The sequence below is a fragment of the Methylobacterium nigriterrae genome (genome assembly GCF_037106235.1).
Taxonomy (GTDB): Bacteria; Pseudomonadota; Alphaproteobacteria; order Rhizobiales; family Beijerinckiaceae; genus Methylobacterium; species Methylobacterium nigriterrae.
In genome coordinates, this window is sequence record NZ_JBAWTG010000060.1 from 1 (window position 1) to 12,382 (window position 12,382).

Consider the following 12,382-nt stretch of genomic DNA (forward strand, 5'->3'; position numbering starts at 1 on the left):
CACCAACCCGGGCAAGATCCCGCTCGAGCTGATCGAGGTCCAGGTCGGATCCTACACCGGAGAAGACGATATCGTCCGCCTCGAAGACGTCTACGGACGCTGACGAGAACCGTCGGCACGAAGCCAGATCGGTAGGCCGCCGCGCGAGGGGTCGGTACCGCGTCGATGCCCGGACGGCTGAACCCGCGGCCGCCTCGGAGATTGACGTCAGAGCGAAACCCGATCCGGAGCTCTCCATGCCGCGACCCCTGAAAGCCGCCTTCCTCGTACTCGGCCTCGGCGTCACGGCCGCCGCGGCGCAGCCGCCACCGGATCGGGAGTCTTTCCTCACGGACAGCCCGGCCGGCACGCTGCGCGGATCGAAGCTGATCGGGCTGCCGGTGATCGGGCAGGATCACGTCAAGATCGGGTCGATCGAGGATCTGCTCGTCGACGGCGAGGGCCGCATCCAGGCCGTACTGATCGGCGTCGGAGGCTTTCTCGGGGTCGGCGAGAAGCGGGTGGCGGTGCCCTACGACGAGCTCGCACTCAACACCGGCGGCGAGGCGCGTCCGTCCGGCCCGACTTCGGTGGCGACGCCGCGGAACGCGCCGTCCGCGGAGGCGGCGAGAACGGCGGGTCCCGAGACGATGCCGGGCGCGAAAGCCAGTGACGCCGCCCTCGACGCGGTGCCGTCCGGCCGCAGCGGCACGGCCGACGCGAGCACCGGCTCGGCCGGGCGGCAGGACGCGTCGCGCGGACGCGCCACGGTCGCTCTCGGCGAGCCTGTCAGGGCCGAGATCCGCATGACGAAGGCTCAGCTTCAGGCTGCGCCCGCTTTCGACGCCGACGAACGGAAATAGCCGGTCCTCAGCGCTCGGCGGAGGCCTGCAGCAGGCGCGGATCCATCGCGGCGAGCGCCAGCAGCGGAGCCGGCATGGCGACGCCCGCTCGCCGCATGTCCTGCGCGACCGAGCGGCATCCGGCGATATCGTTCGCTCCGGCCGCCGAATCGCCCCTGGCGACGGCCTCGGCTGAGGGCTTCGGCGCAGAACTGGCCGGAGGAGCGGCGGGCTTGTCGGGTTTCGGCGCGGCCTGAGAGTCCTTCTGGGCGTTGCCCTGAGGCCCCGCCGCGCCCGGCCCGGAATTCGGGATCGGCCCGCTCTGGCCGGATTGCTGCTGCGGGGCGCCTGCATCGGCGGGTTTCGGAACGGGTTTGTCCTGGGCCGGCGCCTGCACGGCGGTGGCGGCCTGGGGCGGCGGCCCGCCGCCTCCGGGTTCTGGCGCCGGCGGATGCAGGAAGGCGACGAGTTCCTTGCATAGATTGGCGGGCCGACCGGAGGCCGGACCGGCCGCCTTCTCCATCGGGGGTGCGGCCTCGGGCTGCTGCGCCATGGCGGGCGCCGTCCATAGCGATGCGACGACCAGTGCGAGGCCCGACGCTCTCATGACGCACGCTCTCCGACGCGGCCGCAAACGCGGTCACGAGGCCAACGACGCATTCGCGGCGGCGTTCCCATCCCGGGCCCGTCGCTCCCTGTAGGGCCGCGGCACGGCGGGAATGGCGCTGCTCCATCAACTCAGCATGCGCGCGGCGACCGGGCTGAGCTGTTCGGCCAGCGCACCGCCCTGCCGCACCACGAGCCTGGCCGCCAGGCCATGGCGCGTCGCGGCCGCGAGGGCCGGTTCGGGCCCCAGCACCATCAGGGCGGTCGCGGCGGCATCGGCCAGCATGCAGCTCGCATGCAGGACGGTGACCGAGAAGAGACCGTTCTCGATCGGAAAGCCCGTGCGCGGGTCGAGGCTGTGGCCGTAGCGACGGTCGCCGCGATCGAGGAAACGGTGATAGTCGCCCGAGGTCGCCGCGCTGAGGTCGTGAAGGGCGACGACGATCTCGTCGACCGATCCGAGCGCCTCGGGAGGCGCTTCGAGGGCGACCCACCAGGACGAGCGATCCGGCTTCACGCCCCGGCCGCGCAGCTCGCCGCCGATCTCCACGAGGTGGCTGGCGATTCCCTGACCGGCCAGGAGATCGGAGATGCGATCGACGCTGTAGCCCTTGGCAATGGCCGAGAGATCGAGCTGCAGGCCGCCGGGCTGGCAGGCACTTCGGGTCTCCGGGTCCAGGGCCAGCCGCTCCCACCCGCCGCTCGCGCGCGCTGCCGCGACCGCGGCCGGCTCCGGCAGCGTCGGAATCGGGCCCGGGGGGCCGAAGCCCCAGAGGTCGATCAGCGCCCCGAGCGTCGGATCGAAGGCACCCTCGCTGCAGGCCGCGACGTCGCAGGCCTGCAGCAGAACGGCGAAGAGATCGTCGGGAAGGACCTGACGGGTGCCCGCCGGCACGCGGTTGAAGCGGCAGAGCGCCGAGTCGGGCTCCCAATGGCTCAGCTGCGCCATCAGCCGCCCGAACTCGATCTGAATGAGGCTGCGCAGGACCTGCGCGTCGAGACCCGGCGGCGCGACGAAGCGCACCGACCAAGTCGTGCCCATCACGCGCCCGGACAGCGTCTCGATCGACCCACGCGCCGCATGCCCTGGCCCGATCGGCGCGAGGGTCGCCGGTATCAGCACGCGGCGCATGGGACTTCCTACTGAGGCAGGACTTCGAGCGTTGCGTTGTAGATCGCCCGGCGGCGGGCATTCGGGACGCTCGCCCTCTCGTCCTGCGTCTCGGCACCGAGCCAGTACATGCCAGGGCCGGGCCACGTCACCGTGACGACGCCGTCCGAGCCGGACCGGAGGCGCATCGCGTCCGGCTTGTCGCGGTAGCGCGCCCCGCCGCGCACCACCTCGACCTCGACGCCGGGCGCCGGCGTGCCGTCGAGGAGCAGGGTGAAGCGCGCGGGCTCACCCGCCGCGAGGTTGTTCGGGTGGGTGTCGAGGCGCAGCTCGAGCCCGCGTCCGCTCGGCGCCAGCGCGGCCGCGTTGGGCTTGCCGAGCGTCACGAAGGTGTCGGTGCGCTGGAGCGACTGCGTCAGCTTCAGCCCTTCCGCCTCGCGGGGAACGTCCTTCTCGAGGTTCTCGGGACGCCCGCGCCAGCGCTTCTGCTCGCCGTTGAGCCTGTAGCTCGCGAACAGGAACTCGTTGGCGAGGCTCGCCCGATAGGTGCCGGGCCGGGTCAGGTGCAGGTCGAACGTGCTGCGGAACTTGCCGGTCGCGGAATTCTCCGGCTTCACGGCGGCGCCGTCCGGCCCCGTGACGGCGAGGCCATCGAGGCGCATCGGCACGTGCTCGAACACGAACAGGTCGTTCGAGACCGCTGCATCCATCGTCACCCAGACATCCTCGCCCGAGAGCACGGTGGAGGAGGGAAGCATCCAGGCCCGGTGCGCCTCGGCGGGCAGCGGCAGCAGCAGGGCAAGGGCGGTGAGGAGCGGGAGCGGGCGCATGCGAGGTTCGGCCTTCATGGCTTGAGCGTGACGGAGACGGCTCCGAGCTCGCTCGTGCCGCGAGCCTCGGCGGACTGGCCCGCAGCGGGTGGCCAGGAGACGGGCAGGCGCAGCACCTCGCGGCCTCCGACCTCGCGGGCGGCCTCGACGACGATCTCGTATGCGCCGGGCTTGAGGTCTGCGAAGGGCGCGGCGCCCGTGGGCAGGCTGAGCGTGTGCGTGCCGGCGGGCCTCGTGGCGCCGCTGACGCCGTCGATCGGCAAGTCGGTCTCGCGGCCGATCCGGCGCCACCACTGGCGCATGTCCTTGAGGTACTTGGTGCCGCCCTCAGGGCCGGTCTTGCGGGTCTCGTACCAGACCGCGAGGTTGCCGAGCGCTGCGCCATCCTCGCTCTCCAGCCAGACCGCCACGTAGGGACGGTGATACTCGGAGACGTCGAGGCGCGGGATCTCGACGTTCACGGCGACCTCGCCCGCCAGTGCCGGTGCGGCGATCAGGGTCGGGAACAGAGCGGTGATCGTGCGGCGCATCGGGTCCTCGTCTCAGGCGTGGATGAACAGGAGGGCGAGAAGGAGCGGCGCGAGGAGGCCGAGCCCGACCACCGGCCAAGTCGCGGGCCGGCGCGCGGAATGGAACTGCAGCAGGATCAGGCCCGTCAGGCAGAAGACGAGGCAGGCGCCCGCGAAGACGTCGATGAACAGACCCCAGGCCGGCCCGGCGTGGCGGCCCTTGTGCAGGTCGTTGAGGTAGGAGACCCAGCCGCGGCCCGTCTTCTCGTAGAGCACGGCACCGTCGGCGCGGCCGATGCTCACGAAGGCATCGCCTCCGGGCCGCGGCAGCGAGAGCAGGATCTCGCTCTTGGAGAACTCGGCCTCGCGACCGCCCGGCCGCACCCCGAGCATATCCGAGAGCCAGGCGCGCAGGCCCTCCGGCAGACGCCCCTGGCCGCTCGCCGGCAACGCGGCGAGGCTCGTCACGAGGTCGCGCGGCAGGCTCGCCTCCCGCGTCTCGACCTGCGGGCGCTCCTCGAACAGGCGCGGGTGGTTGAGCGTGAAGCCGGTCGCGGCGAAGAGCAGCATGCCGACGAGGCAGAGCGCGGAGCTGACCCAGTGCCAGGCATAGAGCTGCTTCAGCCAGAAGGCCCGGCGCGCGCGGGAGCGCCGTCGCGGATCGGCCCCCGCGCGGGGAGCGTCCGAGGCGGCCTCACGGGCGAAGGTGGACCCGGTCACAGCTCGGCCCAGCGTCGCAGCAGATTGTGGTAGGTCGAGGTCAGGGCGATCACGGCGGCGTTGTCGTCGGAGAGCTCGCCGCGCACGCCCGTTATGCCCCGGTCGAGGTCGTAGAGGAGGGCGCGGGCGCCGTCGTCCTTGATCATCGACTGAGACCAGAAGAAGGCCGACCAGCGCGAGCCGTGCGTGATCGGCTCCACGCGGTGGAGCGATGTTGCCGGATAGACGATCATGTCGCCCGCCGGAAGCTTCACGGCATGCGACCCGAACGTGTCCTCGATCACGAGTTCGCCACCGTCGTAGGAAGCCGGGTCTGTGAGAAAGAGCGTGGCCGAGACGTCGGCCCGCATCCGGATGCCCGCCCCCGGCACCGCCCGGATCGCCCCGTCGACATGCGCGCCGAAACCCATGCCGACGTCGTAGCGGTTGAACAGCGGCGGCAGCACCCGCAGGGGGAGAGCCGCGGCATTGAAGGCGGGGTTGCGCCCGAGCGCCCGCAGGATCAACTCGCCGAGCTCGCGCGCGAGCGCCGAATCCTCCGGGATCTGCAGGTTGTTCTTGGCGCGCGCGGCCTGGCTCCCGGCCGTGACGCGCCCATCGACCCAGGCGCCGGCCTCGAGGCGGTCCCGGCAATGACCGACCTCCTCGGGGCTCAGCAGGTTCCTCACATGGACCAGCACGGTCTCTTCAACTCCGTCAGAAGCGGGTGCCGAGGCTCACCAGCACGGTGCGGCCCGAGAGCGGCACGGCACGGGTCGAGAAGGTGGCGCCGTAATTCAGCTCGTCGGTCAGGTTGTAGACGTTGACGGCAACCCGGTACGCGTCGGTCTCGTAGGCGAGGAGCCCGTCCAGCGAGAAGGAGCCTGGAATCCGGGTGATGTTGTCGCTCGCGGGGAAGTAGCCGTCGTCGAAAGTCACGCCGCCCCCGACCGTGACCCGGCCGGGCAGGTTCCACCAGGAGCGGGCGAGGGCGGTGAGGTCGTAGGTCGTCCAGAGCGTGAAGGCGTTCGCGGGCACGTAGGGCGCGACGCGCCCCCGGTTGGCGCCGGACAGGACCGCGCCTTCGAGATGCGTGTAGCCCGCGAGGATGCTCCATTCCGCGGTCAGGTTGCCGGTGACCGAGGCCTCGAACCCGTCGACTCTGCGGCGCTCGCCGGCATCCAGCGCGCCGAGGACAAGGCCCCCCGTGACGGGATCGACGTCGAAGCTGTTGCTTTTGTCGACCCGGAACAGGGCCGCCGCGAGTCCGAGCCGGCCGCCGAGCACGCTGACCTTGCCGCCAATCTCGTAGAGGTCGCTCTCCTCGGGCTTCAGCGCCGCGGCATTCGCGACCTCGATGCCCGTCGAGTTCGCCACGTACTGCCCCTGCGGCGAGAACCCGCGCGAGTACGAGACGTAGTAGGTCTGCTCGGGAGTCGGCTGCCAGATGCCGCTGACCTTCGGGCTCACGCCCGTCGAGGGGGCCACGACGGTGGCCCCGAACAGGCCGGTGGTGGCGTTGGTGGCGCCGTAGCTGCTGATGAAGCGATCGTAGCGCACGCCGCCGATCATCGAGAATTGTTCGGTGAGCCAGATCCGGTCGCTGATGAAGGCCCCGAGATCCGCGCCCTGCGTCAGGCGGCGGTTGTTCGGGTTGGGCACGAGGGCGTAGCCGGCCTGATCGTGGCGCGGCGTGCGCACGCGCTGGTCCGGTCGCGCGCCGAGCAACAGGTAATTGACGCGGTCGTCATCCTGGTAGGACAGGTCGAGGCCGGCCACGACCTCGTGGCGTAGGAAGCCGGTGTGGAACTTGGCGATCGCCGTGGTGACGTTCTGCGCACCCCAGGCATCCTGTGCGAAGGTCTGCCCACCGCCCGCGCTGTAGGTGACGAACGGGTTTCCCCCGGCGAAGAATCCCGTGATGCAGGCGCCCGTGCAGGTCGCGGCGGTGGTCGAGAAGTTCCGGTCGTAGAACGACAGGCGCGAATCGTTGGTCACCGTCAGCCAGGGGGCGACCTCCCACTTCATCAGCGAGGTGAGGAGATGCACGTCCGCGACATCGCGGTCGGTGGCGCGCACGTAGGAGGTGTTGCGCGCGAGCCCGTACTCGGTCAGCGGCAGGGCGTAGCGCGTTCCCGGGCGCAGCGCCGTCGGGACGCCGTAATCGGGCGTGCGCTCGCTGTGCTGGTAGAGATAGTTGAGAAACCAGGTCGTGTCGGTGCCGAGGCCAAAGCCGAGCGACGCGGCGAATCCAGCGCGATCCGACGTCACGTGGTCGCGGTCCTGGATGTCCTGCCGGTGCACCATGCCCGTGAGGCGGACAGCCGTGGTCTCGTCGATGCGGCGGTTGATGTCGAAGGTGCCGCGCGCCGTTGGACCGCTGCCGCCGAGCGTGTCCACCGCCGTGAAGTCGGTGAGGCCGGCCCGCTTCGAGACGATGTTGATGGCGCCGCCCGCCGTGCCGAGGCCGAGGGTCTCCGAGGACGGGCCCTTGATGACCACCACGTCCTGGATGTTGAAGCTGTCGCGGGCGTAGACGCCGAAGTCGCGCAGGCCGTCGAGGTAGACGTCGTTCTTGGCCTGGAAGCCGCGGATGCGGAACTGGTCGCCGTTGAGGCCGCCATTGCCCTCACCGGCGGAGACCGTGATGCCGGGCACGTTGCGCAGGGCCTGCTCCAGCGTGGTGGCCTGCTGCTGGCGGATCACCTCGCCCGGCACCACGGTGATCGCCTGCGGCGTGTCCTGGATGCGGCCCGGAAGCCGAGAGAGGCCGGTGCCCTGGTTCAGCGTGTTGGGCACGCGCTCGTCGAAGCCCTCGACGCTGAGCATCGGCAGGTCGGCCGAGGCGTCCTGCGCCAGGAGATCGGCCGGGAGGAAGGCGCCCAAGCTCGCAGCAAGCCCGACGCCCAACGCGCCCGCGCCGCCAGAGTCCCGCAACGACAGCCCACCGCTCATAATCCCAACTCCACAATTCGATTGCGCCGCCTTAATCGCTCACAGCCGCCTGCCGCAATAGATGTTTCAGAGTTTTTATCTGGAGATGCACAAGCGTAACACGTTAGAATCATTGCAAACTTAAAGTCGAATAGATCTAAACTAGAAATACGACGCGCTTACCGAAGAAAAAATGATCGCTTGAACCGACGAAGCGTGGCATTTGGCTTGGCGAAGCGACGAGGGCGAGAGAGAACTCTCGGGCAACACGGGATTGGCGTGTCGGTCACCGGCTCGAAGAACACCGACGACGCGGCCCTTTCCCTGTGGGCCCTTCACCAGCGAAGCGCGGCGGATTGGCGCGCCCTCTTCAGGCAGCGCCCCGGAGAGGGGCTGGCCTGGATCCGGTTCGCCGCGGGCCACGGCTTCCGGGCGGCCCAGCTCGTTCTCGGGCAGATGCATCTCGACGGGCACGGCGTCGCCCGCGACCCCGCGCAGGCTTATCGCTGGTTCTCCAGGGCAGCGGCGATCGGCAGCCTCGAGGCTCGCAACATGGTGGGCCGCTGCCACGAGCTCGGCTGGGGCGTGCCGATCGACGAGGCGGAGGCATTGCGCCATTACCGCAGGGCGGCCGCAGGGGGCCTAGCCTGGGCACAGTACAATGTCGGTTGCCTCCTCCTTTACGGCACCGGCGTCCGCCGCGACCACGCGCAGGCCTTCGCGAGCTTCTCGCGGGCCGCGGCGCAGGGTCATGCCAAGGCGCAGGGCCTGCTCGGGCGCTGCCACGAGGAGGGCTGGGGCACGGCGGTCGACCGCGAGGCTGGGGTGGCGTGCTACACGCTGGCGGCAGACGGGGGCGATTGCTGGGCCGCTCTCAACCTGGGCCTTCTTCGGGCGGAGGCCGGGCGCGGGGTCGAGGCCGAAGCCCTGTTCCGGCGCGCGCTCGACACCGCGACGCCGAACTGCCACCGCGCGATCGCGGCAACGCTGACGCACGTGACCGATGCAGGTTTCCAGGCGATCGCCGCGGAGGCGACCGCGCGCGCGGGGACGGTGGAGCGGTGCCCGGCTCCGGCGCACGCAACCCTGCGCCCGGCAACGGCTTCGTCAGCGCGGAGCCTGCACCTCGACGGAGCCATCCTGCTCGGCTTCGTCCTCGGGCGCACGCACGCCCGGCGCCGACGGATCAGCCGGGTGGCGACAGGCGCGCCAAGAGGCTGACGAGTTCCGCCTGCCGAGATGCGTGCCGGTCTTGCCAAAGACGGCCTTCAGCTGGCTGCGAAGCGTGCCGAGCGCGGTTCGGTGCAGGCTCGCGATCTCGGCGAGGTCTCGCCCGCGGAGGAGTTCCCGGGCGAGGCGCGCCTCGGCGCCCGTCGAATCGTTGGCCTGCCGCAGCAGGGCATCGGTGGCAACATTGCGCCCCCGGCGCCGACTGCGTGGCTGTATTGGTCGAAAACGGTTCGCTACAAATCCGGTTCCGTTTCCGCTTCGTAGAAGCACTCGTTCACGAGGACGAGATATTTTCCAACACAACACCCATTCCGACCCACGAAAACGCTATCATCGACTTCGCTATCAACTTAAAATTTCATACATAAGCCGCGATACCATGTAGCCACCCATATTCCGAAACTGTCTTTTCGTCGAACATTGCGCTCGCGGGACATTGGATCGGTCGCCAGCCGGAGAGATGGGTGGGATCCTGCGCTCCCATCAGGCGCAAGCGGCCCGAGCGCCACGAAACCGCGGAATTCGGCACCGATCGATTTGTCGATCGGTGCCGCCTGCGAGGCCGTGCGAGCGCCTGCACGGGTCGGCTCGGTGGCCGCGCTTCCTCGCCCGCAGCGGCCTCGGCGTCACCTCTCAGGCATCCAGGTCCGGCATCCAGGCCCACCATTGACCGCGGCCCGCGCATCCGTCTCGATGGACCTTCTCGCGTCGGACGCGGACCATGCAGAGCTTCGACACCCTGAGCCCGCCCTTCGACCGCCTCGGCCACGACGAGGCCGAGGCGCTCAAGCGCCGGGTCGATATCGGATATTTCCGACCGGGCGAGACCATCGTGGCCCAGGGCCGCCCGTCCGAGTTCCTGCACGTTCTGATCAAGGGGACGGTGGAAGCGCGCGACGGCGCCGCGCTTCTGGCGGTTCTCGGTCCCGGCGACACCTTCGACGCGCGCGCCGTCGTGCATCGCGAGGCCGGCGAGGATTTCGTGGCCGCCGCCGAGACGCTGTGCTTCCTGCTGCCGGGCGACGAGATCCTGTCGCTCGTCCGTCGCAACCAAGCCTTCGCAGCCTTCTTCTACGCCGAACTCTCGCAGAAGCTCGACGCTCTGGCCGAGCCGCACGAGCGCAGCGGCGTCGATTCCGTCCTGTCGCGGCGTGTCCGCAGCGCCCGTCTCGGCGCGGGCGTCTTCGTAGAGGGGAGCGACACACTGGAATCGGCCGCCCACGCCATGCTCCGGGCTGATATCGACGCCGTCTTCGTGGAGGATGGCGGCCGCGTCGGCGTGGTCACGGGCCTCAAGCTGACGCGGGCCTGCGTCATCCAGCGCCGCCCGCCCGAGACCCCGGTGCGCGAGATCGCTCGGTTCGACATGGTGTCGATCAAGGCGGACGACCTCCTGGTCGATGCGCTCCTGATCATGACGCGCTTCAACAAGCGCCGCATCGCCGTCGAGGCAGACGGGCGCTACATCGGCTTCCTGCGCGACCTCGACATTCTCGGGCTGTTCGCCGGAAACTCGCAGCTCATCCCTGGCCGTATCGCGCGGGCGGCCTCCGTCGAGGACCTGGCGTCGGCCGCGCGCGACATTGGCGAGCAGGTCGAGCGCCTGCACCGCCAGGGTGTTCGCATCGACGCCATCGCGGAGATCGTCTCGGACCTGAACGCGCGCCTTCACGCCAAGCTGTTCGAGATGGTGGCGCCGCCCTCCATCCGCGAGGCCGGCTGCCTGATCCTGATGGGCTCGGAGGGCCGCGCCGAGCAGACCGTCCGCACCGACCAGGACAACGGCCTGCTGCTGGCCGAGCCCGTGCCGGAGGCCGACCTCGCGGCCTTCCGAGCCGCTTTCACCGCGGCGCTCGATGCCTTCGGCTTCCCTGCCTGCCCGGGCAACATCATGGTGCGCAATCCTCTCTGGTCGCAGCCGGTCGGCGGCTTCCTGGACCAGCTCAGGATCTGGGTGAGGGCGGGCGATGCGGACGCGGCCATGAACCTCTCGATCTTCGCCGACGCTGCGGCCGTCGCGGGCGACGCGCGCGTGCTCGATCGGGCGAAGGACGGGCTCGTCGCCCTGTTGCGGGGAGAGCAGCGGCTCCTTGCCCAGCTCGCCAAGCTCATCGAGATCTTCGCCGCGAGCGACATCGGGGTGCTCGGAACCGTCTTCGCCACGATCGGCTTCCGCCAGAACCGGATCGATCTGAAGCGCGAGGGCACCTTCCCGATCGTGCACGGGGTGCGGGTGCTCGCCCTCGAGCACGATGCCCTGCCGGGCTCCACCGCCCGTCGGATCGAGGCGCTCGTGGCGCTGGGCGCGCTCGACGACAGGTTCGGGCGCGAGATCCTGAGCGCGTTGCAGATCTTCATGAACCTGCGGCTCGCCACGCAGCTCGCCGCCGCCCGGCGCGGCGCGGTCAACGCGGATTCGATCATCGACATCGACGCCATGACGACGATCGAGCGCGACATGCTGCGCGACGCCCTCAGGATCGTGCGCCGCTTCCGCGAGCTGATCCGCGTTCGCTACAACCTGGGGAGCCTGTGAGGTGCTGAACGCCCTGCGGCGGCGCCTCAGCCGCGCGATGTTGGCGGACCCGGCCTACACGTTTCTGTTCGAGGCAGGGCCGCCGGACGAGGTCGTCGTCATCGATTGCGAGACGACGGGACTCAACCCGCGCAAGGACGAGATCATCACGGTCGCGGCCATCCACGTCCGGGGCGAGCGCATCCTGACGAGCGCGTGCTTCGAGGCGGTAGCGCGCACCGAGCGCAAGTCGCATCCCGACGCCATCAAGGTGCACCGGATCTTCGATGCCGAGGCCCGTGCGGGACGACCGATGCGCCAGATCCTGCCGGAACTCCTGCGCTTCATCGGCGGCCGTCCGATCGTCGGCTATTACACGGATTTCGACGTGCGCATGCTCGACCGTTATCTCACGCGCCTTCTCAACATACGGCTGCCAAACCCGCGCATCGACGTCTCGGCACTCTACTACGACCGCAAGTACAAGGGTGCGCCCGACCACCTGATGATCGATCTCAGCTTCGCCAGCATCCTGCGCGATCTCGGCATCCCGCCGCTTGCACAGCACGACGCCCTCAACGACGCGCTGATGACCGCGATGATCTACCTGCAACTGCGCGACATGGCACGGCGCGGCGCCCGGATCGCGCGGGACCGCGCGGGCGCGGTCGTCGGCCTCGGCGCGGCCGGCTGACGGCTCCCCGCCGAGGCGCGACGGGAGCGGTTCAGCGCCTGTTGGTCAGGCGATAGAGCGCGAAGCCCGCGAGCGCCGCCAGGCCGAGCGCCAGCGGACGGCTGCTCCGCACGCTGTCGAGCGCGCGCTCGCCGGCCTCGCGGACCTCGTGGCCAAGGGGCGACCCGGTCAGGATCCGCTCGGCGCGGTCCCGGTTCTCCTCCCGGGTCGCGATCGACACCGCGAAGGCGTCGCCGTCCCGCTCGATCTCGATGCTGTTGCGGGCGAAGCCAGCCCGGGCCAAGCGGTTGCGCGCCGACCGGGCAGCCCGCAGGGACGGGAAGACGGCGCTCGCCGCACGATCGTGTTCGCGATGTCCTAAGCCGCTGTGCGCCATCGGTTTCCTCCGTTGCGGGGTTCGAAACTCACTAAGCCGTGAGCAAGTTCCCGGCCT

At 70.0% G+C, this 12,382-nt stretch carries 14 protein-coding genes; 6 read left to right on the forward strand and 8 right to left on the reverse strand.

The window, feature by feature from the left end; genetic code table 11:
* Window positions 1–103 (forward strand): hypothetical protein (locus WDW90_RS23595; protein ID WP_336485753.1); only part of this gene is annotated, 103 nt, incomplete at its 5' end.
* A 133-nt stretch (window positions 104–236) separates the two neighbouring features.
* Complete coding sequence (locus WDW90_RS23600) at window positions 237–842, forward strand: PRC-barrel domain-containing protein (protein WP_336489903.1); 606 nt, start codon at window positions 237–239, stop codon at window positions 840–842.
* 7 nt (window positions 843–849) lie between these two features.
* On the opposite strand, the gene WDW90_RS23605 is transcribed toward WDW90_RS23600, so the two are convergent.
* The 7 genes from WDW90_RS23605 to WDW90_RS23635 all read right to left on the reverse strand — a co-directional run bounded on the left by WDW90_RS23605 (window position 850) and on the right by WDW90_RS23635 (window position 7,531).
* Complete coding sequence (locus tag WDW90_RS23605; protein ID WP_336489904.1) at window positions 850–1,428, reverse strand: hypothetical protein; 579 nt, start codon at window positions 1,426–1,428, stop codon at window positions 850–852.
* Between the two features lie 126 nt (window positions 1,429–1,554).
* Window positions 1,555–2,559: an FAD:protein FMN transferase gene (locus tag WDW90_RS23610; protein ID WP_336489905.1), complete on the reverse strand. Its 1,005-nt coding sequence runs from the start codon at window positions 2,557–2,559 to the stop codon at window positions 1,555–1,557.
* A gap of 8 nt (window positions 2,560–2,567) precedes the next feature.
* On the reverse strand, window positions 2,568–3,368 hold the full coding sequence (locus WDW90_RS23615) for a DUF4198 domain-containing protein (protein WP_336489906.1): 801 nt from the start codon (window positions 3,366–3,368) through the stop codon (window positions 2,568–2,570).
* A 14-nt stretch (window positions 3,369–3,382) separates the two neighbouring features.
* The gene (locus tag WDW90_RS23620) at window positions 3,383–3,898 is read right to left on the reverse strand and encodes a DUF2271 domain-containing protein (RefSeq protein ID WP_336489907.1); all 516 of its coding nucleotides are present in this window, start codon (window positions 3,896–3,898) and stop codon (window positions 3,383–3,385) included.
* Window positions 3,899–3,910: 12 nt separating this feature from the next.
* The gene (locus tag WDW90_RS23625; protein WP_336489909.1) at window positions 3,911–4,597 is read right to left on the reverse strand and encodes a PepSY-associated TM helix domain-containing protein; all 687 of its coding nucleotides are present in this window, start codon (window positions 4,595–4,597) and stop codon (window positions 3,911–3,913) included.
* Window positions 4,594–5,277 carry a Fe2+-dependent dioxygenase gene (locus WDW90_RS23630; RefSeq protein WP_336489910.1) on the reverse strand — a complete coding sequence of 228 codons (684 nt, stop codon included), beginning with the start codon at window positions 5,275–5,277 and terminating at the stop codon, window positions 4,594–4,596. The genes WDW90_RS23625 and WDW90_RS23630 overlap by 4 nt, the downstream gene beginning before the upstream one ends.
* Window positions 5,278–5,293: 16 nt before the next feature.
* Complete coding sequence (locus tag WDW90_RS23635; RefSeq protein WP_336489911.1) at window positions 5,294–7,531, reverse strand: TonB-dependent receptor; 2,238 nt, start codon at window positions 7,529–7,531, stop codon at window positions 5,294–5,296.
* Between the two features lie 258 nt (window positions 7,532–7,789).
* Here WDW90_RS23635 and WDW90_RS23640 point away from each other — a divergent pair, with 258 nt between their 5' ends.
* From WDW90_RS23640 to WDW90_RS23655, 4 genes are all read left to right on the forward strand, one after another.
* Entirely contained in the window at window positions 7,790–8,731 is a 942-nt protein-coding gene (locus tag WDW90_RS23640) for a tetratricopeptide repeat protein (RefSeq protein WP_336489912.1), read from the forward strand.
* Window positions 8,732–8,749: 18 nt separating this feature from the next.
* Window positions 8,750–9,004: a hypothetical protein gene (locus WDW90_RS23645; RefSeq protein WP_336489913.1), complete on the forward strand. Its 255-nt coding sequence runs from the start codon at window positions 8,750–8,752 to the stop codon at window positions 9,002–9,004.
* A gap of 457 nt (window positions 9,005–9,461) precedes the next feature.
* A complete protein-coding gene (locus WDW90_RS23650; RefSeq protein WP_336489914.1) occupies window positions 9,462–11,276 on the forward strand; it encodes a DUF294 nucleotidyltransferase-like domain-containing protein in 1,815 nt (604 codons plus the stop codon).
* A gap of 1 nt (window position 11,277) precedes the next feature.
* A complete protein-coding gene (locus WDW90_RS23655; RefSeq protein WP_336489915.1) occupies window positions 11,278–11,949 on the forward strand; it encodes a 3'-5' exonuclease in 672 nt (223 codons plus the stop codon).
* A 31-nt stretch (window positions 11,950–11,980) separates the two neighbouring features.
* Here WDW90_RS23655 and WDW90_RS23660 read toward each other — a convergent pair whose 3' ends face one another.
* On the reverse strand, window positions 11,981–12,325 hold the full coding sequence (locus tag WDW90_RS23660) for a hypothetical protein (RefSeq protein WP_336489916.1): 345 nt from the start codon (window positions 12,323–12,325) through the stop codon (window positions 11,981–11,983).
* Window positions 12,326–12,382: the final 57 nt, after the last annotated feature.

Bases quoted from the DNA above. Each gene is read 5' to 3' on its own strand.
- WDW90_RS23600 (WP_336489903.1), top strand. From the start codon at position 237: ATGCCGCGACCCCTGAAAGCCGCCTTCCTCGTACTCGGCCTCGGCGTC.
- WDW90_RS23605 (WP_336489904.1), bottom strand. From the start codon at position 1,428: ATGAGAGCGTCGGGCCTCGCACTGGTCGTCGCATCGCTATGGACGGCG.
- WDW90_RS23610 (WP_336489905.1), bottom strand. From the start codon at position 2,559: ATGCGCCGCGTGCTGATACCGGCGACCCTCGCGCCGATCGGGCCAGGG.
- WDW90_RS23615 (WP_336489906.1), bottom strand. From the start codon at position 3,368: ATGCGCCCGCTCCCGCTCCTCACCGCCCTTGCCCTGCTGCTGCCGCTG.
- WDW90_RS23620 (WP_336489907.1), bottom strand. From the start codon at position 3,898: ATGCGCCGCACGATCACCGCTCTGTTCCCGACCCTGATCGCCGCACCG.
- WDW90_RS23635 (WP_336489911.1), bottom strand. From the start codon at position 7,531: ATGAGCGGTGGGCTGTCGTTGCGGGACTCTGGCGGCGCGGGCGCGTTG.
- WDW90_RS23645 (WP_336489913.1), top strand. From the start codon at position 8,750: ATGCGTGCCGGTCTTGCCAAAGACGGCCTTCAGCTGGCTGCGAAGCGT.
- WDW90_RS23650 (WP_336489914.1), top strand. From the start codon at position 9,462: ATGCAGAGCTTCGACACCCTGAGCCCGCCCTTCGACCGCCTCGGCCAC.
- WDW90_RS23660 (WP_336489916.1), bottom strand. From the start codon at position 12,325: ATGGCGCACAGCGGCTTAGGACATCGCGAACACGATCGTGCGGCGAGC.